The sequence below is a fragment of the Streptomyces sp. S07_1.15 genome, from assembly GCF_020739505.1.
GTDB classification, from domain to species: Bacteria; Actinomycetota; Actinomycetes; order Streptomycetales; family Streptomycetaceae; genus Streptomyces; species Streptomyces xinghaiensis.
Map to the genome: position 1 here is coordinate 2,006,545 of NZ_JAJBZK010000001.1, position 21,274 is coordinate 2,027,818.

Annotated in this window: 17 protein-coding genes; 9 read left to right on the plus strand and 8 right to left on the minus strand. The window is 71.5% G+C overall.

All coding sequences use genetic code 11. The features are described from left to right. Positions 1 to 158: 158 nt before the first annotated feature. The 3 genes from gltX to LIX60_RS08495 all read right to left on the minus strand — a co-directional run bounded on the left by gltX (position 159) and on the right by LIX60_RS08495 (position 2,741). Positions 159 to 1,652: a glutamate--tRNA ligase gene (gene gltX, locus LIX60_RS08485; protein ID WP_227957907.1), complete on the minus strand. Its 1,494-nt coding sequence runs from the start codon at positions 1,650 to 1,652 to the stop codon at positions 159 to 161. Then, the gene (locus LIX60_RS08490; protein ID WP_227957908.1) at positions 1,645 to 2,427 is read right to left on the minus strand and encodes a fumarylacetoacetate hydrolase family protein; all 783 of its coding nucleotides are present in this window, start codon (positions 2,425 to 2,427) and stop codon (positions 1,645 to 1,647) included. The genes gltX and LIX60_RS08490 overlap by 8 nt, the downstream gene beginning before the upstream one ends. 116 nt (positions 2,428 to 2,543) lie before the next feature. Continuing rightward, a complete protein-coding gene (locus LIX60_RS08495) occupies positions 2,544 to 2,741 on the minus strand; it encodes a hypothetical protein (protein WP_227957909.1) in 198 nt (65 codons plus the stop codon). A 570-nt stretch (positions 2,742 to 3,311) separates the two neighbouring features. On the opposite strand from LIX60_RS08495, the gene LIX60_RS08500 reads away from it, so the two are divergent. The 8 genes from LIX60_RS08500 (at position 3,312) to LIX60_RS08535 (ending at position 13,580) form a co-directional block, all read left to right on the plus strand. Then, positions 3,312 to 6,932, plus strand: coding sequence for a nitrate- and nitrite sensing domain-containing protein (locus LIX60_RS08500; RefSeq protein WP_227957910.1), 3,621 nt, complete (start codon positions 3,312 to 3,314; stop codon positions 6,930 to 6,932). Positions 6,933 to 6,941: 9 nt separating this feature from the next. Further along, positions 6,942 to 7,355 (plus strand): roadblock/LC7 domain-containing protein, encoded by a 414-nt coding sequence (locus LIX60_RS08505; RefSeq protein ID WP_019709877.1) that lies wholly within the window; start codon positions 6,942 to 6,944, stop codon positions 7,353 to 7,355. A 112-nt stretch (positions 7,356 to 7,467) separates the two neighbouring features. After that, positions 7,468 to 7,878 carry a DUF742 domain-containing protein gene (locus tag LIX60_RS08510; protein ID WP_019706270.1) on the plus strand — a complete coding sequence of 137 codons (411 nt, stop codon included), beginning with the start codon at positions 7,468 to 7,470 and terminating at the stop codon, positions 7,876 to 7,878. Next, complete coding sequence (locus LIX60_RS08515; RefSeq protein ID WP_063831840.1) at positions 7,859 to 8,437, plus strand: ATP/GTP-binding protein; 579 nt, start codon at positions 7,859 to 7,861, stop codon at positions 8,435 to 8,437. The genes LIX60_RS08510 and LIX60_RS08515 overlap by 20 nt, the downstream gene beginning before the upstream one ends. A gap of 348 nt (positions 8,438 to 8,785) precedes the next feature. Continuing rightward, positions 8,786 to 11,938, plus strand: coding sequence for a nitrate- and nitrite sensing domain-containing protein (locus LIX60_RS08520; protein WP_227957911.1), 3,153 nt, complete (start codon positions 8,786 to 8,788; stop codon positions 11,936 to 11,938). 10 nt (positions 11,939 to 11,948) lie between these two features. Next, the gene (locus LIX60_RS08525; RefSeq protein ID WP_019709877.1) at positions 11,949 to 12,362 is read left to right on the plus strand and encodes a roadblock/LC7 domain-containing protein; all 414 of its coding nucleotides are present in this window, start codon (positions 11,949 to 11,951) and stop codon (positions 12,360 to 12,362) included. Positions 12,363 to 12,466: 104 nt separating this feature from the next. Then, entirely contained in the window at positions 12,467 to 13,021 is a 555-nt protein-coding gene (locus tag LIX60_RS08530; RefSeq protein ID WP_227957912.1) for a DUF742 domain-containing protein, read from the plus strand. Next, entirely contained in the window at positions 13,002 to 13,580 is a 579-nt protein-coding gene (locus LIX60_RS08535) for an ATP/GTP-binding protein (protein ID WP_078650299.1), read from the plus strand. Before LIX60_RS08530 ends, LIX60_RS08535 begins: the two co-directional genes overlap by 20 nt. A 238-nt stretch (positions 13,581 to 13,818) precedes the next feature. Here the strand turns inward: LIX60_RS08535 and LIX60_RS08540 are convergent, their stop codons facing one another. Together LIX60_RS08540 and LIX60_RS08545 are read right to left on the minus strand one after the other, a co-directional pair. Continuing rightward, on the minus strand, positions 13,819 to 14,031 hold the full coding sequence (locus tag LIX60_RS08540) for an acyl-CoA carboxylase epsilon subunit (protein WP_227957913.1): 213 nt from the start codon (positions 14,029 to 14,031) through the stop codon (positions 13,819 to 13,821). 23 nt (positions 14,032 to 14,054) lie between these two features. Continuing rightward, positions 14,055 to 15,638 (minus strand): acyl-CoA carboxylase subunit beta, encoded by a 1,584-nt coding sequence (locus LIX60_RS08545; RefSeq protein WP_227957914.1) that lies wholly within the window; start codon positions 15,636 to 15,638, stop codon positions 14,055 to 14,057. A 271-nt stretch (positions 15,639 to 15,909) separates the two neighbouring features. On the opposite strand from LIX60_RS08545, the gene LIX60_RS08550 reads away from it, so the two are divergent. After that, complete coding sequence (locus LIX60_RS08550; RefSeq protein WP_227957915.1) at positions 15,910 to 16,569, plus strand: YceI family protein; 660 nt, start codon at positions 15,910 to 15,912, stop codon at positions 16,567 to 16,569. A 102-nt stretch (positions 16,570 to 16,671) separates the two neighbouring features. Here the strand turns inward: LIX60_RS08550 and cimA are convergent, their stop codons facing one another. From cimA to LIX60_RS08565, 3 genes are all read right to left on the minus strand, one after another. Further along, on the minus strand, positions 16,672 to 18,291 hold the full coding sequence (cimA, locus tag LIX60_RS08555) for a citramalate synthase (protein WP_227957916.1): 1,620 nt from the start codon (positions 18,289 to 18,291) through the stop codon (positions 16,672 to 16,674). 396 nt (positions 18,292 to 18,687) lie between these two features. Beyond that, on the minus strand, positions 18,688 to 19,788 hold the full coding sequence (locus tag LIX60_RS08560; RefSeq protein ID WP_227957917.1) for a branched-chain amino acid aminotransferase: 1,101 nt from the start codon (positions 19,786 to 19,788) through the stop codon (positions 18,688 to 18,690). 342 nt (positions 19,789 to 20,130) lie between these two features. Next, positions 20,131 to 21,174, minus strand: a complete 1,044-nt coding sequence (locus LIX60_RS08565) for a 3-isopropylmalate dehydrogenase (protein ID WP_227957918.1) — start codon at positions 21,172 to 21,174, stop codon at positions 20,131 to 20,133. Between the last annotated feature and the right edge of the window lie 100 nt (positions 21,175 to 21,274).

Here is a 21,274-nt window from a genome sequence, read left to right on the forward strand (position 1 = left end):
GTGGACAGCGCTCCAAAACGGGTATCTCCCGCCGCGCCCACGGCCGCCGGCCCGGCACCGCCGCGGTCCCGGGGCGCCGCGCGGACGCCGGGAGCCCGCCCGCGCGGCGCGTGCCGTACGGGCGGAGTCCCGGGCCGCCGGGCCTCCGGGCGGGCGCCTCAGGAAGCGCTGACCCGCTCCAGCGCGGCGGTCAGCCGGCGCAGCGTCTCGTCGTGCCCCAGCAGCTCCATGGACTCGAAGAGCGGTGGCGACACCCGGCGGCCCGTGACGGCCACCCGCAGCGGGGTGAAGGCGTGCTTCGGCTTGATGCCGAGGCCGTCGACCAGGGCCGTGCGGAGGGCCGCCTGGATCGGCTCGGGCGTGAACTGCCCGAGGTCGCGCAGCACCTCGACGCTCGCCTCCAGCACCGGGCGCGCCTCCGGGGTGAGCACCTTGGCCGCGTCGGCCTCGTCCACCCGGAACTCGTCCGGGTCCACGAAGAGGAAGCCGAGCATCCCGGTGACCTCGCCGAGGACGACCATCCGCTCCTGGGTGAGCGGCGCGGCCCGGGCCAGCAGCTCCAGCTGCTCGGCGGTGGGCTCCTCCTCCGGGAAGAGGAAGGGCAGCAGCCGGTTCGCGAACTCGTCGGCGCGGAGCGCGCGCAGATGCGTGGCGTTGATCGCCTCGCACTTCTTGAGGTCGAAGCGGGCCGGGTTGGCGTTGACGTCCGCGATGTCGAAGGCGGCGACCATCTCCTCCATGGAGAAGACGTCCCGGTCCTCGGCGAGCGACCAGCCCAGCAGCGACAGGTAGTTGAGCAGGCCCTCCGGGAGGAACCCGCGCTCGCGGTAGAGGTTGAGCGAGGACTGCGGGTCGCGCTTGGACAGCTTCTTGTTGCCCTCGCCCATCACGTACGGCAGGTGGCCGAATTGCGGGACGGTGCCGTTGCCGACACCGATCTCGGCCAGCGCCCGGTAGAGGGCGATCTGCCGCGGGGTGGAGGAGAGGAGGTCCTCACCGCGCAGCACGTGGGTGATCTCCATCAGCGCGTCGTCGACGGGGTTGACGAGCGTGTAGAGCGGGGCGCCGTTGGCCCGGACGATGCCGAAGTCCGGGACGTTCTCCGGAGTGAAGGTCAGCTCGCCGCGCACCAGGTCGGTGAAGGTGATCGGCTCGTCCGGCATCCGGAAGCGGACGACGGGGGTGCGCTCCTCGGCCCGGTAGGCGGCGATCTCCTCCTGGGTGAGGGCGCGGCACTTGCCGTCGTACCCGGAGGGCCGGCCGGCGGCGCGGGCCTCGTTGCGGCGGGCGTCGAGCTCCTCGGTGGAGCAGTAGCACTTGTAGGCGTAGCCGGCCTCCTCCAGCCGGCGTGCGACATCGGCGTAGATGTCCATCCGCTGCGACTGCCGGTACGGGGCGTGCGGGCCGCCGGTCCCGGGGCCCTCGTCCCAGTCGAGGCCGAGCCAGCGCATCGCGTCCAGCAGCTGCTCGTAGGACTCCTCGGAGTCGCGGGCGGCGTCGGTGTCCTCGATGCGGAAGACCAGGGTGCCGCCGTGGTGCCGGGCGAAGGCCCAGTTGAAGAGGGCGGTGCGGACCAGGCCGACGTGCGGGTTGCCGGTCGGCGAGGGGCAGAAACGGACGCGTACGGGGTACGGGAGGGGTGCGCTAGCCACGCTTGATCACCTTATTGGTGAGAGTGCCGATGCCTTCGATGGTGACGGCGACCTCGTCGCCGACGCTGAGGGGGCCGACCCCGGCCGGGGTGCCGGTGAGCACGACGTCGCCCGGGAGCAGGGTCATCGCCTCGGTGATGTGCGTGATGAGGTCCGCGACGGACCGGACCATGTCACCCGTGCGGCCCAGCTGGCGCTGCTCGCCGTTGACGGTGCACATGATGCCCAGGTCGGCGGGGTCGAGCTCGGTCTCCACCCAGGGGCCGAGGGGGCAGGATCCGTCGAATCCCTTGGCGCGCGCCCACTGGCTCTCGGCGCGCTGGACGTCACGCGCGGTGACGTCGTTGGCGCAGGTGTAACCGAGGATGACGTCCTGGACCCGCTCCCGGGGGACCTCCCGGCACATCCGCCCGATGACCACGGCCAGCTCGGCCTCGTGGTGCACCTCCTGGGAGAAGGAGGGGTACGGGATCGGGTCGCCGGGACCGGTCACGGCGGTGGAGGGCTTGAAGAAGGCGACGGGCACCTGGGGGACCTCACCGCCCATTTCCGCGGCGTGCTCGGCGTAGTTGCGGCCGATCGCCACGACCTTGCTGGGAAGCACCGGGGGCAGCAGCCGCACCTGGGCCAGCGGCACCTTCTTCCCCGACCGCTCGAACTCGGCGAAGGGATGGCCCTTGATGATGTCGAGGACGGGGCCGTCCGGATCGGACGGCTCCCCCTCCACGACACCGAAGGCGACGTTTCCGTCGATGGAGAATCTGGCGATGCGCACGGGAAGCCGCTGCCCCTCACTCACTGGCCGGAGACTGACGCCTCAGGCTAACGCCCGCCCGGCGGGGCCGGGCTCACCGGAGGGAGCGGGTCACGCGCGCGTCCGCGCCGCGGGCGTCAGTCGTTCGGGGCGTCCACGAGGACGGTGCGGCGCGGGTTGGCGGTCCGGGCGGGAAGCTCGGAGGCGGTCTCCGGCTCCGGCTCCGGCCGCGGCTCGCCGACGACGGCGGGGCGCAGTTCGTCGGCGTCCTCGAGGTGCGCCAGCGTGGTGCGTCGCGGGTTCGCTATGTTGCGGAACATCATGGTCGTCTTCACCGGTCGCTCTGTCCCTCGTACTTGTCGTTCCGGGCCTGGTTGTCAACAGGCAGGCTAGACGCGCGGTTCCCCTCCGCCGGTGGAACAAAGCCGGGGAGGCTATGTGATTTTCCTCACTTACACTGGAACATAAGCGTCATAACGGACCACTTCCCCGGGTCGACGAAGTGGGACATCCACGGATGGAATGCCGCATTCCGCGCCTCATCGGGGCTACCGGGACAGCGGTCGTTCTCGGGTGGTTCATCAGCGATTGTCCGTTATCCATGGCATTGCTTTCCACGTGGGGTGACCCGGTCCGCACATAGCGTCACCCGCCCGACAGAGCCGTTCTCCGCCCTTGTTGGAGATCCCTCTCTGTGCTGGAATCTCACGGACCGCCGCACCATCCAGCCGGCGCGCACCACTGGCGCAGAGAAGCGCCGCGCGGCGGTGTCTCACCAGTTACGAACCAGAACCGGGGGAGACGCGCCGGTCACTCACGACCACCATGGGGGCTCCGGTTCCCACGACTCGACACCGTTCCACCGCTCACACGGGGGAACGCCTGGTCCAGAGGTTGCGACGCTAGTGCAGGGACGTTTCAAGAGGGATAGCAGCGCTGCGGCGGACCCGGAGCTGCATGGCGGGGCCGACCGCGGCCTCTCGCCCGAGCGCGCCCAGGGCCCCGGAGCCACGACCGGCGACCAGGGTTCCGACCGGGCCGCCCCGACACAGGCGCAGGGCGGAGGTGACGGTTCCGGCACGCCGGACGTCTCCCCTCCCAGCGCCGGCACACGACTCGCGCTGCGCAACTGGCGCATCAGCACCCGTCTGGTCTCCCTGCTGGCCCTGCCGGTCATCGCGGCGACCACCCTGGGCGCACTGCGGATCGACACCTCCATGGACGATCTCGAGCAGCTGGAGAACATGCAGCTGCTGACCGAGATGACCAAGCAGGCCACCGAGCTGGCGTCCGCCCTCCAGGAGGAGCGCGACCACTCGGCCGGCCCGCTGGCGGCCGGGGACAAGAAGAACGACGACGTCGTCTACCCCCGGCAGCAGACCGACCGGGCCAAGCAGGCGTTCCGCGAGGCGACCCAGGAGATCGAGTCCTCGGAGGACGACGCCCTCGTGGGCGTCAACTCCTCGCTCGTCAACATCCTCAAGCAGCTGGAGCAGATCAAGCAGATCCGCTCCAACGCGTACGCGGACAGCGAGTACATCGCGCTGACCGTCTACCAGTACAACCAGCTGATCACCTCGCTGCTCTCCCTCTCCCAGGACATGGCGCAGGCGACCAGCAACACCGAGATGATCCGTGCCACCCGCGCGCTGGCCGCGTTCTCCTCCGCCAAGGAGTACGCGTCCATCCAGCGCGCGATGATCACCGCGGCCCTCGCCAACGAGCCCAAGCCGAAGCTCGTCGCGAGCGACCGGCTCTACGGCGAGAGCGCGCTGCTGAGCGAGGAATCGACCCTCGCCCAGTTCAGCCAGATCTACGACGGCAAGCAGACCACCGAGGAACTCCTCCAGGCCCTGGAGGACGGCGGCTCCGCCAACATCATCCTGGCGGACAAGTACGCGGCCCGGATGCTCAAGCCGGACAGCCCGATCGCGAACGAGACGCGGTCGTACAAGGACTGGTACGACCAGGACACCGCCAAGATCGAAGAGATGTCCAAGATCGAGGCGACCCTGCTCTCCGAGATGGAGGACAAGGCGCGCCAGCTGCGGTCGGAGGCCCAGCGGGACGCCCTGCTCAACGGTCTGGTCATCCTGCTGGTCCTCGGCGTCTCGCTGGTCGGCGCGTTCGTCGTGGCCCGCTCCATGGTCCGCTCGCTCCGCCGGCTGCAGGACACCGCCCAGGAGGTCTCCGAGAAGCGGCTGCCCGAGCTGGTCAAGCAGCTCTCCGAGGCCGACCCGCAGGACGTGGACACCTCCGTCGCCTCCGTCGGTGTGCACAGCAAGGACGAGATCGGCCGGGTGGCCGCGGCCTTCGACGACGTGCACCGCGAGGCGGTCCGCCTCGCCGCCGAGCAGGCGCTGCTGCGGGGCAACGTCAACGCGATGTTTACCAACCTCTCGCGCCGCAGCCAGGGCCTCATCCAGCGCCAGCTCTCGCTCATCTCCGAGCTGGAGAGCCGCGAGGCCGACCCCGACCAGCTGTCCTCGCTGTTCAAGCTGGACCACCTCGCGACCCGTATGCGCCGTAACGGCGAGAACCTCCTGGTCCTCGCGGGCGAGGAGCCGGGCCGCCGGTGGACCCGCCCCGTCCCGCTGGTCGACGTGCTCCGCGCCGCGGCCTCCGAGGTGGAGCAGTACGAGCGCATCGAACTGAGCTCCGTGCCCTCGACCGAGGTCGCCGGCCGGGTCGTCAACGACCTTGTGCATCTCCTCGCCGAGCTGCTGGAGAACGCCACCTCGTTCTCCTCCCCGCAGACCAAGGTCAAGGTCACCGGTCACGCGCTGCCCGACGGCCGGGTGCTGGTCGAGATCCACGACACCGGTATCGGCCTCTCCCCCGAGGACCTCGCGGACATCAACGAGCGGCTGGCCAGCCCGCCGACCGTGGACGTCTCCGTCTCCCGCCGGATGGGCCTCTTCGTGGTCGGCCGCCTCTCCCAGCGGCACGGCATCCGCATCCAGCTCCGGCCCTCCGACTCGGGCGGCACCACCGCCCTTGTCATGCTGCCGGTCGACGTGGCCCAGAGCGGCCGCAAGGCCCCCGGCGGCAAGCCGAACGCCGGCCCCGCCTCGCAGGGCCCCGGCGGCGGCCCGGGCGGGCCGCAGGGCAACCGGCTCGCCGGCATGGCGCCCCGCGGCCAGGTTCCCGGCGGCGGCGGCCGTCCGGCCCTGCCGGGCCGCGACGGCGCTCCGGGCGGTGGCCCCGGCGGACGTCCGGACAGCGGTCCGCCGCAGCGCCCGCAGCAGGGCGGCGGCCCGGCCTACGGCGACCCCTCGCAGGGTCAGGGCCGCGGCGGACCGGGTGGTCCCGGCGGCCCCGGAACGAACGTCTTCGGTGCCCCCGCTCCCGGCTCCGGCGCGCCCGCGCGCCAGGCCGCTCCGGACGACCGGCCCCGCCGCTCCGCGTTCCCGCAGCAGGGTTCGGGCCCCGGCGCCGCCCAGCCGCCCGTGGCACCGCCCACGGGTGCGCCGCGGCAGGCACCGGGCCGCGGTCCCGCCCCCGCCGGGCAGGGTCCGCGGGCGCAGATCCCGCCGCGCGGTCCCGCCGGCGAGCTGCCGGGCGGCCCGTCCCGCCCGCAGGACGGGCCGCGGCCGGCCGAGCCGTCCGGTACGAGCTGGGGAGCCCGCAGGGCGGCCGGCGGTGACGACTGGCCCGGTTCCCGGCCCGAGGCGCCGCGCGGCCACGAGGACGCGGAGTCGACGGCGCAGTTCCCGCGCCCGGACTTCACCAACCCGCCCCCCGGCGCCCCGCAGCAGCGGCCCCCGGCGCCGCAGCAGTGGCAGGACGACACGGGCCAGTACCCGGCACCCCACGGCCAGGGCCGGCCCCCCGTCCGGGACGACCGGGACGCCCGGGACCAGGGCGACACCGCCCAGTTCCCGCGCGTCGGCCACACTGCTCCGCAGCCCGCGGCACAGCAGCAGCCGCCGGAGCGGCGGGCACCGCAGCAGCGGCGCTCCGAGCCGGAGGCGCTGCCCCCGGCCAGCGGCCCCGGTGACGGCCGTACGCCGCTGTTCGAAGCGCTGGAGTCCGACTGGTTCCGCGGCATCCGCGGCGGCCAGCCGGGGCAGAACGGCCAGGAGCCGCAGACACGCTCGGAGCCGCAGCCCCGTCCGGAGCCGCAGGCCCGTCCGGAGCAGTCCGCTCCGGCGTCCGCTCCGCCGCCCCCACAGCGGCGGGAGCCGGCCCGTGCCGAGAGCAACGGCACCAACGGCAACGGCGCGGTATGGCGTTCGTCCCCCAACGACGAGCTGGGCCGGCAGGCCGAGCGCGTACGCCAGCCCGCCGCCGGCGGCCTCACCACCTCCGGACTGCCGCGCCGGGTCCCCCGGGCGAACCTCGTGGCGGGCACGGCACAGCAGCCGGAGACCGTACAGCCCGGCCCGCAGGTTTCGCGGGCGCCCGCCGATGTGCGCGGGCGTCTCACCAATCTCCGCCGGGGTATCCAGCAGGGCCGCCAGGCCGGGCACAACCCGGGCCCCGGCGAGCACGGCATTGGTCCCACTTACCATCAGGAGCGTTAGTTGAGCCCGATGAGCCAGGCGGCGCAGAACCTGAACTGGTTGATCACCAACTTCGTGGACAACACCCCCGGGGTGTCCCACACCGTGGTGGTATCCGCCGACGGACTCCTCCTCGCGATGTCCGAAGGGTTCCCGCGCGACCGCGCCGACCAGCTGGCGGCCGTCGCCTCCGGCCTGACGTCGCTGACGGCCGGCGCCTCCCGCATCTTCGAGGGCGGCGCCGTCAACCAGACCGTGGTGGAGATGGAACGGGGGTTCCTCTTCATCATGTCCGTCTCCGACGGTTCCTCCCTGGCCGTCCTCGCCCACCCCGAGTGCGACATCGGCCTCGTGGGCTACGAGATGGCCCTCCTGGTCGACCGCGCCGGAACCGTCCTCACCCCGGACCTCCGAGCCGAACTCCAGGGAAGTCTTCTCAACTGATCGAACGACCTAGGTACGACCAACCGACCGTCGGGCCGATCCCCCCTCGCACCACCGGCCTCCCCCCATCGGTCCCCGCCAGACGACAACCGTTGTCCAGCCCGGAGGAACCATGACCCCGCCGCCCGCCTCGCCCGGCCCGTACGGCGCCGCACACCAAGCGCCGTACGGGGACGACGGCGACCAGCCACTGGTGCGGCCGTACGCCATGACCGGTGGCCGGACCCGTCCTCGCTACCAGCTCGCCATCGAGGCGCTGGTCAGCACCACGGCCGACCCCTCCCAGCTGGGGACGCTGCTCCCCGAGCACGCCCGGATCTGCCACCTGTGCCGTGAGGTCAAGTCGGTGGCCGAGATCTCCGCGCTGCTGGCGATACCCCTGGGGGTGGCCCGCATTCTGGTCGCCGACCTGGCCGAGGCCGGCATGGTGGCCATCCACCAGCCGGGCGGCAGCGGCGAGGCCGGCGGTACGCCGGATGTGACACTGCTCGAAAGGGTGCTCAGTGGACTTCGGAAGCTCTAACGCCGCGCCACGCGCCACCACATCGGCGAAGATCGTGGTGGCGGGTGGCTTCGGCGTGGGCAAGACCACGTTCGTCGGTGCGGTGTCGGAGATCAATCCGCTGCGCACCGAGGCCGTGATGACCTCTGCCTCGGCGGGGATCGACGACCTCAGCCACGTCCAGGACAAGACCACCACCACGGTGGCGATGGACTTCGGCCGCATCACGCTGGACCAGGACCTGATCCTGTACCTGTTCGGCACCCCCGGACAGGACCGCTTCTGGTTCATGTGGGACGACCTCGTCCGCGGCGCCATCGGCGCCGTCGTCCTCGTCGACACCCGCCGCCTCGCCGACTGCTTCCCCGCCGTCGACTACTTCGAGAACAGCGGCCTCCCCTTCGTCATCGCCCTCAACGGCTTCGACGGACACCAGCCCTACACCCCCGAAGAAGTCCGCGAAGCCCTCCAGATCGGCCCCGACGCCCCCATCATCACCACCGACGCACGCCACCGCGCCGACGCCAAGAGCGCCCTCATCACCCTCGTCGAACACGCCCTCATGGCACGCCTGAAGTAGCGCCCTCCCGCCAACTGCCGGGACAGATGGGAAAGTTGGCCATGAGGCGGGCTGTGTCGTTTGACACGGCCCGCCTCCGTGTTCATAACGATTCCACAGACAATTACCCCGGCCGGTAAACCCGATGCGTTCAAACAACTTCACAGCGCTCATAATTCGGGCAGGTTATGAAGGCTTTTGCGCCGAATGTCGCTTTCATCCACCCGTTCCGAGACCTCGGGGAGCCGCTTCCCGGTGTTTGGAATGCGCACGCCTGACGTGCTGCAATTCCCTGAAACTCCTGAACAGGAGCTTGTCCAGGACAGACGGCACATCGTGACGTGCCGGCGCCGAGAGGTTGTTGGTCGAGTGAGGCGAAGCAAGTCCGGCCCCGCGTCGCACGAGGCGTCGCGCGGCAACTTCACCCCGCCGTCGCGCACAGCGGCGCCACCCTCCGCGGAGGGGCACGAGCCGTCCCCGCCGCCGCCGCGCGGCAGCCGTTTCTCCGTGCAGAACTGGCGGGTGCCCGCCAAGCTGAACGCGATTCTGCTGATCCCCGTCCTGGTCGGCCTGGTCCTGGGTCTCTTCCAGGTCAACGGCTCGATCAACACGCTGCAGGAGGCGAACGAGGCCGAGCGCACCGCGCGTCTCGTCCGGGCCGCCGCCACCTATGGTCACCTGCTGCTGGACGAGCGTGACGTCACCGCCGCCCCGCTCCTCGCGGGCGACCGGGACAGCAAGGTCGTCACCAAGGCCCGCGCCGCGAGCGACGCGGCCCGCCAGGACTTCGAAGCCGCTGTCCAGGACATGCCCGACCGGCCGGGCCTCAACCGCCGGCTGGACGCCTACCGCGAGGTCGAGCCCCAGCTCGAGAGCCTCCGCGAGAACGCCTACACCAGCAAGCTCCCCGGGGTGCAGACCGAGGAGAACTACGTCCGGGTCCAGCACGTCCTGATGGAGTTCGCCAACGAACTCGGCCTCGGCACCGGCAACGTCACCAGCTACGGCCGCACGGTCTACGCGATCTCGCTGACCAAGGCCGCGCTCTCGCTGGAGCGCTCCATCGGTATGCACCTGCTGGTCAAGCCGGGTCCCGACGCGGCCAGCCGCGGCGCCCAGCTCACCGCCTTCAGCTCGTACGCCTACCTGGAGAACATCGCCCTCGGCGAGTACGTGGGCGGCGGCACGCCGCAGGACCAGCAGCTGCTGGAGAGCGCGCTGCGGGACGCCCAGGAGAAGGGCAAGGAGAAGGTCGAGGAGGCCAAGCGGCAGGCGGACGCCGCCGGGACCGTCTTCATCCCGCCGCCCTCCTTCGACAAGATGGTCACCTCGATCGCCACCAACCGGAACGGCGACGAGCTGAAGGAAGCCGGCATCACCCCGGAGACCTGGTTCGCCACCGCGACCGGCAAGTTCGACGCCTACCGCTCGGTGGAGAAGAAGCTCGTCGACGACGCGGTGGCCGAGACCCGGAACATCTCCAGCGACGCCCAGCGGGAAGCCATCATCACCGGTGTCCTGGTGGTCCTCGCCCTGCTGGCCGCCTTCATCCTGGCCGGTATGACCGCCCGCTCGATGAGCCGCTCCATGCAGCGCCTGCGCAACGCCGCCTTCGACGTGGCCGAGCAGCGCCTGCCGGGCCTCGTCGACCAGCTCTCGCGGACCGACCCGGGCCGGGTCGACACCCGCGTCGAGCCCATCCCGATCACCAGCCGCGACGAGATCGGCGAGGTGGCCCGCGCCTTCGACCAGGTCCACCGCGAGGCGGTCCGGCTCGCCTCCGAGCAGGCGCTCCTCCGAGGCAACGTCAACGCGATCTTCACCAACCTCTCCCGCCGCAACCAGGGCCTCATCGAACGCCAGCTCACCCTGATCACGGACCTCGAGAACAACGAGGCGGACCCGGACCAGCTGGAGAACCTGTTCAAGATGGACCACCTCGCGACGCGCATGCGCCGCAACGGTGAGAACCTCCTGGTCCTCGCGGGTGAGGAGCCCGGCCGCCGCTGGAACCAGCCGGTCCCGCTGATCGACGTGCTCCGCGCCGCCGCCTCCGAGGTGGAGCAGTACGAGCGCATCGAACTGAGCGGCGTCCCGGAGACGGAGATCCACGGCACCGCGGTCTCCGACCTCGTGCACCTCCTCGCCGAGCTGCTGGAGAACGCCACCTCGTTCTCCTCCCCGCAGACCAAGGTGCGGGTCACCGCGACCCGGCTCCCCGACGGCCGCATCATGGTCGAGATCCACGACAAGGGCATCGGCCTGACCGCCGAGGACTTCGCGGACATCAACCACAAGCTGGCCAACCCGCCCACCGTGGACGTGGCGGTCGCCCGGCGCATGGGCCTCTTCGTGGTCGGCCGCCTCGCGGACCGGCACGGCATCCGCGTCCAGCTCCGCCCCTCCGGCGAGCAGGCCGGCACCACCTCGCTGGTCATGCTGCCCGAGAACATCACCCACGGCGGTGGCGGCGAGCAGCCCTCCGAGGACGACTTCACGGTCTCCCGGATCGTCCCGGAGCAGCCGCAGGCCTACGGCGGCGTCCAGGAGCACCAGATCCCGGCCCGGACGGCGGCCGAACTCGGCTTCGACGAGTCCCGTTACGAGCGGGCACCCGACGACGCCCGGGAACTGGACTCCGTGGGCCGCTCCCGGCTCAGGGAGGAGCGCCGGGCCCAGCTGGAGGCCTCGGCCGAGCAGCAGCCGGTGTACCGGGACGAGAGGGAGCCGCAGGGGTACCACCAGGAGGTCCCGCAGGAGCCCCAGGGCTACGAAGCGGAATATCCCCGGGCCGCCTATCCGGAGCAGGACTACGCCGGGCAGGACTTCGCCGGACAGGACTTCCGGAACTCCGGTTACCAGGACGCGGGTTACCAGCAGAACGGCTATCCTGATGCGGCCTACGGCGAAGCCGCCCCTGCTGACCAGCAGTCGTACTCGCCCTTCGGCGCGCAGCCCGCGCAGCCCGCGCAGGACCAGTGGTCCGAGCCCTTCGGCCGGGACGACCGGTACGAACCGGATCACGGACCGGATCACGGACCGGAATCGGAACCCTCCGACGCTCCCGCTGACCGGCCGGAAAGCGTAGGCTTCGAACGTCCGGGCCCCTCCGCGAGCGGCGCCCAGTCCCTGACCGGCGCGGGTCTCCCCCGCCGGGACAAGGTCTGGCAGCCGTCCGGGGAACGGGAGCAGAAGCCGCAGGAGACCTCTCCGACGGACGACCCGGACTGGCGCTCGGCGAACGACGACCGCTGGCACCGGGCCGAGCGTCTCCGGGAGCCCAAGGCAGGCGGGGTGACCCCCTCCGGTCTCCCCCGTCGGGTACCCAAGGCCAACCTGGTCGAGGGCACCGCAGAACAAACCCCGCAGGGCGGCCCCTCGGTCTCCCGCGCCCCGGAGGACGTCCGCGGCAGGTTGAGCAACCTGCGCCGCGGCGTCCAGCGGGGACGTAACGCGGGAACGGACACAGGCCACCAGGGCTTCGGCCCCGGCGGCAGCAGCACCTACGATCAGGAGCGTTAGTGTGAGCCCGATGAGCCAGGCGGCGCAGAACCTGAACTGGTTGATCACCAACTTCGTGGACAACACCCCCGGGGTGTCCCACACCGTGGTGGTATCCGCCGACGGACTCCTCCTCGCGATGTCCGAAGGGTTCCCGCGCGACCGCGCCGACCAGCTGGCGGCCGTCGCCTCCGGCCTGACGTCGCTGACGGCCGGCGCCTCCCGCATCTTCGAGGGCGGCGCCGTCAACCAGACCGTGGTGGAGATGGAACGGGGGTTCCTCTTCATCATGTCCGTCTCCGACGGTTCCTCCCTGGCCGTCCTCGCCCACCCCGAGTGCGACATCGGCCTCGTGGGCTACGAGATGGCCCTCCTGGTCGACCGCGCCGGAACCGTCCTCACCCCGGACCTCCGAGCCGAACTCCAGGGAAGTCTTCTCAACTGACAGAGACACCGTGCGTTTCACGTCACCGCGCCATAAGGTGCGGTGACGCGGAACCGTCACAGCAACGGGGACCGGCAGAGCAGAGGCAGTTGGAGGAGGAAGACGTGGCAACGCCCCCGAGCGGGTACCCCTATGGCGGATACCAACACCAGCCACAGGGCGACCCCGGCCAGCGGTACGACTACCCCTCCGCTCCCGGTCACCACCAGGAGCCGCCTCCGCAACGCTCCCCGTACGAGCAGCCGCCGCCCCAGCAGCAACCCCAGCATCAGCAGCCGCAGCAGCAGCGCCGGCACGGCTCCCCCGCGGCCGGCAGCAGGAACCCCCTGGTGCGGCCGTACGCCATGACCGGCGGCCGGACCCGTCCGCGCTACCAGCTCGCCATCGAGGCGCTGGTGCACACCACGGCGGCCCCGGGCCAGCTGCAGGGCCAGCTGCCGGAGCACCAGCGGATCTGCCATCTGTGCCGGGAGATCAAGTCGGTTGCCGAGGTCTCCGCGCTCCTCACCATTCCTCTCGGCGTCGCCCGAATCCTCGTCGCCGACTTGGCCGAGGCCGGGCTTGTCGCCATCCATCAGCCCGGCGGCGACGAGTCCGCCGGCGGCCAGCCAGACGTGACACTGCTCGAAAGGGTGCTCAGTGGACTTCGGAAGCTCTAGCGGCGCGGCACGCTCCACCACTTCCGCGAAGATTGTGGTGGCGGGCGGCTTCGGCGTGGGCAAGACCACGTTCGTCGGCGCGGTCTCGGAGATCAATCCCCTGCGCACCGAGGCCGTGATGACCTCTGCCTCCGCGGGGATCGACGACCTGACGCACGCGCCGGACAAGACCACGACGACCGTGGCGATGGACTTCGGCCGCATCACGCTGGACCAGGACCTGATCCTGTACCTGTTCGGCACCCCCGGACAGGACCGCTTCTGGTTCATGTGGGACGACCTCGTCCGCGGCGCCATCGGCGCCGTCGTCCTCGTCGACACCCGCCGCCTCGCCGACTGCTTCCCCGCCGTCGACTACTTCGAGAACAGCGGCCTCCCCTTCGTCATCGCCCTCAACGGCTTCGACGGACACCAGCCCTACACCCCCGAAGAAGTCCGCGAAGCCCTCCAGATCGGCCCCGACGCCCCCATCATCACCACCGACGCACGCCACCGCGCCGACGCCAAGAGCGCCCTCATCACCCTCGTCGAACACGCCCTCATGGCACGCCTGCGCTGACCGCCCGCGGCGGCTCCCCGTACGCGACGAGAGGTCCCCGTACCCCGGAAAGGGGTGCGGGGACCTCTCGCGTGCGGTGAGGCCTGCGGACGGCCGTACAGCGGGCCTGGGGCGGCGGGCAGAACGCACGGCGGGCCCGGACCGGGGTGTTGTCCCGGTCCGGGCCCGCCGTGGGTGCCGCGGGCGCCCCGGCGCACTCGGTGCCGGCCGCCGGCGGCGGCGCGGTGCTCCGGCCGCCTCAGCCCTGCCAGCTGTGCGGAGCCCGGAAGCCGGGACCGCGCTCCGGGCGGTGCCAGCGGGGTGCGGTGCGGTGCGGACGGGCCGGGGTGTGGCGGCGCGGGCCGTGATGGCCCGGCGCGGTGGCCCGGGCGAGCAGGACGGCGGTGAGGGCGGCCAGCTCCTCGGGGCCGGCCTGGCCCTTCTCGACGCGCAGGAAGTTGGCTGCGTTCATGGGTGTTCTCTCCGTGACTGCCGTTACTGCGGCGGGTTGCCGTGCTTGCGGGAGGGCAGGTCGGCGTGCTTGGTCCGCAGCATGGCCAGGGACCGGATCAGCACCTCGCGGGTCTCGGCCGGGTCGATGACGTCGTCGACCAGGCCGCGCTCGGCGGCGTAGTAGGGGTGCATCAGCTCGGCCTTGTACTCCTTGACCATCGCGGCGCGCATGGCCTCGGGGTCCTCGGCGTCGGCGATCTGCTTGCGGAAGACGACGTTCGCGGCGCCCTCGGCGCCCATGACGGCGATCTCGTTGGTGGGCCAGGCGTAGGTGAGGTCGGCTCCGATGGACTGGCTGTCCATCACGATGTACGCGCCGCCGTACGCCTTCCGCAGGATCACCGAGATCCGCGGAACGGTGGCATTGCAGTACGCGTAGAGCAGCTTGGCGCCGTGCCGGATGATGCCGCCGTGCTCCTGGGCGACGCCCGGGAGGAAGCCGGGGACGTCCAGCAGGGTGACCAGGGGGATGTTGAAGGCGTCGCACATCTGGACGAAGCGCGCGGCCTTCTCGCTGGCCTCGATGTCCAGCACGCCCGCGAGGGACTGGGGCTGGTTGGCGATGACGCCGACGACCTGGCCGTCGAGGCGGGCCAGCGCGACGATGACGTTGGTGGCCCAGCGCTCGTGGACCTCCAGCAGTTCACCGTCGTCGACGAGCTCCTCGATGACCTTGCGCATGTCGTACGGGCGGTTGCCGTCGGCCGGCACCAGGTCGAGCAGGGCCTCGCCGCGCCGGCCGGCCGGGTCGTCGGAGGGCGCCGCAGGCGGGTTCTCCCGGTTGTTCTGCGGCAGCAGCGACAGCAGGTAGCGGACCTCGTGGAGGCAGGTCTCCTCGTCGTCGTACGCGAAGTGGCACACCCCGGAGGTCTCGGCGTGCACATCGGCGCCGCCGAGGCCGTTCTGGCTGATCTCCTCGCCGGTCACCGCGCGCACGACGTCCGGGCCGGTGATGAACATCTGCGAGGTCTCGCGGACCATGAAGACGAAGTCGGTGAGGGCGGGGCTGTAGGCCGCGCCGCCGGCGCAGGGGCCGAGCATCACCGAGATCTGCGGGATCACGCCGGAGGCCCGGGTGTTCCGCTGGAAGATGCCGCCGTAGCCGGCGAGGGCGCTGACGCCCTCCTGGATGCGGGCGCCGGCCCCGTCGTTGAGGGAGACCAGCGGCGCTCCGGCGGCGATGGCCATGTCCATGATCTTGTGGATCTTGGTGGCGTGGGCCTCGCCCAGCGCGCCGCCGAAGATGCGGAAGTCGTGGGCGTAGACGAAGACCGTCCGGCCCTCCACGGTGCCCCAGCCGGTGATGACACCGTCGGTGTACGGGCGCTTGGCCTCCAGGCCGAAGCCGGTGGCCCGGTGCCGGCGCAGCGGCTCCACCTCGTTGAAGGAGCCCTCGTCCAGGAGGAGGTCGATCCGCTCGCGGGCGGTCAGCTTGCCCTTGGCCTTCTGTGCCTCGGTGGCCCGGTCGCTCGGGCCGCGCCGGACCTGCTCGCGGATGGCGCGCAGTTCCGCCACCCGCCCACGGGCATCGCTCGCCTCGGGTGGCGTCTCGTCCAGAAGGGTCATGTACCGACCCTACGAAACCCGACCCCGGAAACCGTGCGTAGATTCCGCACAGTCTCCGCCGCCGATTCCTGGCCGGCTTGGACAGAACCGCCCTTGTCGCGCCGGCCTCCGACTACTGCCGCGCCTCAGAGGTGTGGGGTTCCCACAAAGAGACGCCACGGACGGCCCGCCATGGGCCACCCGGCGAGGCTTACTTGAACTTTGAACAACCATCCCCTACAGTCGAACTTGTTGAACGCTAAACAACCTTTGATCCAGCCGAGGAGGAGCCATGGCTCTGTTCACCCGCAAGAGCGCCCGCAGCACCGGACCCGCCACGACCACCGCTCCGGAAGCGGCCACCGCGACCGCTACCGCCGCCGGGCCGGCCGCCGCCCCCGGCCTCGCCGCCCTGACCGGCGACTACACCATCGACCCGGCCCACAGCGACATCGCCTTCACCGTGCGGCACGCCATGGTGACCAACGTGCGCGGCTCCTTCGGTGACCACGAGGGCCGGCTCCACCTCGACGGCTCCGACCCCGCCCGCTCCACCGCCTCGGTCGATGTGCGGATCGCCGGTGTGGACACCGGCATCAAGGACCGCGACCAGCACCTCGTCGGCGCGGACTTCTTCGACGCCGGGACGTACCCCCTGATGACGTTCCGCAGCACCGCCGTGGAGCCGCTGGGCGAGGACGTCTACCGCGTCACCGGGGACCTCACCATCAAGGACGTCACCCGCCCGCTCTCCATCGACCTGGAGTTCAACGGCGCCGCCACGGACGTCTACGGCAACGAGCGCGTCGGCTTCGAGGGCAGCACGCAGATCCTGCGCTCCGACTGGGGCCTGACCTGGAACGCGGCCCTGGAGACCGGGGGTGTCCTGGTCGGCGACAAGGTGAAGCTGACCTTCGACATCTCGGCGGTCAAGTCCGCGCCGGCCGCCTGATCCCGGCACCCGCCACCCCCGGGAGCCGCGGCCCCCGTTCGTCCCCCGCACCCGCCCCGGCCGGAGTCCCTCCGGCCGGGGCGCGGGCATGGAGCCGCGGCGCTACAGCTCCTCGGCGGGCTCCACGCCCGCCCGCAGCAGACCGTAGGTGTACGCGTCCTCCAGGGCCTGCCAGGAGGCCGCGATGACGTTGTCGGCGACGCCCACGGTCGACCACTCCCCCTCGCCGTCCTCGGTCGTGACCAGCACCCGGGTGGTGGACCCGGTGCCGTGCCGGCCCTCCAGGATCCGCACCTTGTAGTCGACGAGCTCCATCCCGGCCAGCTGCGGGTAGATCCGCTCCAGACCGACCCGGAGCGCCCGGTCCAGGGCGTTGACCGGGCCGTTGCCCTCGGCCGTCGCGACGATCCGCTCCCCCTTGGCCCACAGCTTGACGGTCGCCTCGTTGGCGTGGGTGCCGTCCGGCCGGTCCTCGACGATGGCCCGCCAGGACTCGGTGCGGAAGTGGCGGCGGGCCCGGCCGTCGACCTCGGCCCGGAGCAGCAGCTCGAAGGAGGCGTCGGCCGCCTCGTAGGTGTAGCCCGCGAGCTCGCGCTCCTTGACGCGGTCGACCACCCGGGCGATCAGGTCCCGGTCGCCGCCGAGGTCGATGCCGAGCTCCTTGCCCTTGAGCTCGATGGAGGCGCGGCCGGCCATGTCGGACACCAGCATCCGCATGGTGTTGCCGACGAGCTCGGGGTCGATGTGCTGGTAGAGGTCCGGGTCCACCTTGATCGCCGAGGCGTGCAGCCCGGCCTTGTGCGCGAAGGCGGAGACCCCCACATAGGGCTGGTGGGTGGAGGGCGTGAGGTTGACGACCTCCGCGATCGCGTGCGAGATCCGGGTCATCTCGGCCAGCGCCCCGGGCGGCAGCACCCGGCGCCCGTACTTGAGCTCCAGGGCGGCCGTGACCGGGAAGAGGTTGGCGTTGCCGACCCGCTCGCCGTAGCCGTTGGCGGTGCACTGGACGTGCGTGGCGCCCGCGTCCACGGCCGCCAGCGTGTTGGCCACCGCGCAGCCGGTGTCGTCCTGGGCGTGGATGCCCAGCCGCGCGCCGGTGTCGGCCAGAACGGTGGCCACCACGGCCTGGATCTGCGCGGGCAGCATCCCGCCGTTGGTGTCGCAGAGGACGACCACATCGGCCCCGGCCTCGTACGCCGTGCGGACGACCTGCTTGGCGTAGCCCGGGTTGGCGCGATAGCCGTCGAAGAAGTGCTCGCAGTCGAGGAAGACCCGCCGGTCCTCGGCCCGCAGATGGGCCACGGTGTCCCGGATCATCGCCAGGTTCTCGTCGAGGCTGGTGCGCAGGGCCAGCTCGACGTGGCGGTCGTGGGACTTGGCGACCAGCGTGACCACCGGGGCGCCGGAGTCCAGCAGGGCCTGGACCTGCGGGTCGTCCTCCGCCCGCACCCCCGCCTTGCGGGTGGCGCCGAACGCGACGAGCCGCGCGTGCCGGAAGTCGATCTCGGCGCGGGCGCGCTGGAAGAACTCCGTGTCCCGCGGGTTGGCGCCGGGCCAGCCGCCCTCGATGAACCCCACACCGAAGTCGTCCAGATACCGCGCGATCTTCAGCTTGTCGGCGACGGTGAGATTGATGCCCTCGCGCTGCGCTCCGTCGCGCAGCGTGGTGTCGAAGACGTGGAAACTGTCGTCCCCCTGAGCGGGGCCGCTTGCGTCCGTCATGACTCTTCCGAACTCCTGTCGGGATCTCGGTCTACCTGGGATCCCCCCTGCCGGGGACACGGGGGAACCGGTTCCACCGTCCTCCACTGATCCCCGCGCTCCGTTCACCGGCATGGGGTGGGCCGGAAAACGAAAAAACCTCTCGCGGGTGCGAGAGGTCTGCGCGCGGGTCCTGGGACACGGTGTCCGCTGCCGCGGTTCTGCTGCGGTTCAGCGGTCACTGCGGACCGGCGCGCCTGCTGCCAATAATCGTGGCGAACGAGAGCACGGGGGCAGTCTGGCACACCCGCGCCTCCGCGTTCCCACCTGTCTCAGGATGCGGTCAGTTGTCCGGAAACCGCCGGTGGCACGGCATCCGTGCCACCGGCGGGCGTGCCACCGGCGGGCGTGCGGGGGTCAGCAGACGCGGTGCATCCAGCCGTGCGGGTCGGGGGCGGCGCCGGTCTGGATGTCGAGGAGGGCCTTGCGGAGCTGGAGAGTGACCTCGCCGGGTTCGCCGTCGCCCACGGTCCAGTTGCCGCGGGCGGACTTCACCGAGCCGACGGGGGTGATCACGGCGGCGGTGCCGCAGGCGAAGACCTCGGTCAGCGAGCCGTCGGCGTTGCCGTTGCGCCAGTCCTCCACGGAGATGCGCTCCTCGGCGACCTCGTGGCCGAGGTCGGCGGCGATCTGCAGGAGGGAGGCGCGGGTGATGCCGGGGAGGAGGGACCCGGAGAGCTCCGGGGTGGTGATGCGCCGCTTGCCGTCCGGTCCGCCGTGGACGAAGTACAGGTTCATGCCGCCCATCTCCTCGATCCAGCGGCGCTCGATGGCGTCGAGCCAGACCACCTGGTCGCAGCCCTGCTCGGCGGCCTGGGCCTGGGCGACGAGGGAGGCGGCGTAGTTGCCGCCGGCCTTGGCGGCGCCGGTGCCGCCCGGGGCCGCCCGGACGTACTCCTCGGAGAGCCAGACGGAGACGGGCTTCACACCGCCGGGGAAGTAGGCACCGGCCGGCGAGGCGATGACGAGGAAGAGGTACTCGTTCGCGGGGCGGACGCCGAGGCCGACCTCGGTGGCGAACATGAAGGGCCGGATGTAGAGGGACTGCTCGCCGGTGCCGGGGACCCACGCCTTGTCCTGGGTGATGAGGGCGTCGACGGCGGCGAGGAAGAGCTCGGTGGGCAGCTCCGGCATGGCGAGGCGGCGGGCGGAGGAGCGGAACCGCTCGGCATTGGCCTCGGGGCGGAAGGTGGCGACGGAGCCGTCGGGCCGGCGGTAGGCCTTGAGCCCCTCGAAGATGGTCTGCGCGTAGTGCAGCGTCATGTTGGCCGGGTCGACGGACAGCGGCGCGTAGGGGACGAGTTCGGCGTCATGCCAGCCGCGGCCCTCCGTCCACTTGACCGTCACCATGTTGTCGGTGAAGTGGCGGCCGAAACCGGGGGCGGCCAGGATCGCTTCCCGCTCCGCGGTGGGCAGCGGGTGCGCGGAGGGCTTGAGCTCGATCGTGGGCGTCGTCATGTCTGCTGTCCTTCACCGTGAGTCGTGGCGGACCGCGCACTCGCCACCGGCGTTTGCAGGACGTCCGAGTATCTCGCGAAGCGGCCGCTTCACCCGATTATCGCCAATGGGGCCGGGGAGAGGAAACCGGTCGTCCGGGGCCGGCGGCGGCACGGACCCGGGTCGATGGTCGCACCCCCGCACCGGGCTTGTCAGGGGCCGTGCGGCCGCGGGCACGTCACGGGCCGCCCGGCGGACACCGCCGGGAGACCCCGCCGGGGGCGGCCCCGCGCGCCGCGGCCCCCGTCCCGGCGGGGAACGGGGGCCGCGGCGCGCGGAGTTGAGAGCTCCCGGGCGGAGAGGTCAGCCGGAGACCCGGCCGGCGAGGGCGTCGCCGATCTCGTCGGTGGTGCGGGGCTTCTCAGGACTGCGGGCCGCGAGGTCCTCGGCCACGGCCGCCTCGATCCGGGCCGCCTCGGCGCCGTATCCCAGGTGGTCCAGGAGCAGGGCGACGGAGAGGATCGTGGCCGTGGGGTCGGCCTTGCCCTGGCCGGCGATGTCGGGGGCCGAGCCGTGGACGGGCTCGAACATCGACGGGAAGGCGCCGGTCGGGTTGATGTTGCCGGACGCCGCCAGGCCGATGCCGCCGGTGACGGCCGCCGCGAGGTCGGTGAGGATGTCGCCGAAGAGGTTGTCGGTGACGATCACATCGAACCGCTCGGGCTGGGTGACGAAGAAGATGGTCGCCGCGTCGACGTGCAGATAGTCGGTCGTGACCTGCGGGTACTCGGCCCCGACCGCGTCGAAGATCCGCTTCCACAGATGGCCGGCGTGGACCAGCACATTGTTCTTGTGGACCAGGGTGAGCTTCTTCCGCGGCCGGGCGGCGGCCCGCTCGTAGGCGTCGCGGACGACCCGCTCCACCCCGTACGCGGTGTTCAGGCTGACCTCGGTGGCCACCTCCGCGGGCGTGCCGGTGCGCAGGCTGCCGCCGTTGCCGGTGTACGGGCCCTCGGTGCCCTCGCGGACCACGACGAAGTCGATGTCCGGGCGGCCCGCCAGCGGCGTGGCCGTGTTCGGGAAGAGCTTCGAGGGGCGGAGGTTGATGTAGTGCTCGAAGGCGAAGCGCAGCTTCAGCAGCAGGCCCCGCTCCAGGACACCGGAGGGCACGGACGGGTCGCCGATGGCGCCGAGCAGGATGGCGTCGTGGCCGCGGAGCGACTCCAGCTCGCCGTCCGGCAGGGTCTCGCCGGTGGCGTGCCAGCGCTTGGCGCCCAGGTCGTAACTACGGGACTCCAGCTTCACATCCTGGGGGAGCACCGCGGTCAGGACCTTCAGGCCCTGTGCCACGACCTCCCCGCCGATGCCGTCACCGGGGATCACTGCGAGATCGATGCTGCGAGACATGCCGGGCACCCTACTCCCCGTCCCAGCTGCTGACATGAGGCGTCCACGATGCGGTCATGGGAGGAGCCCCGGCCGCCGGGGCGGACCGTGCACGTCAGTG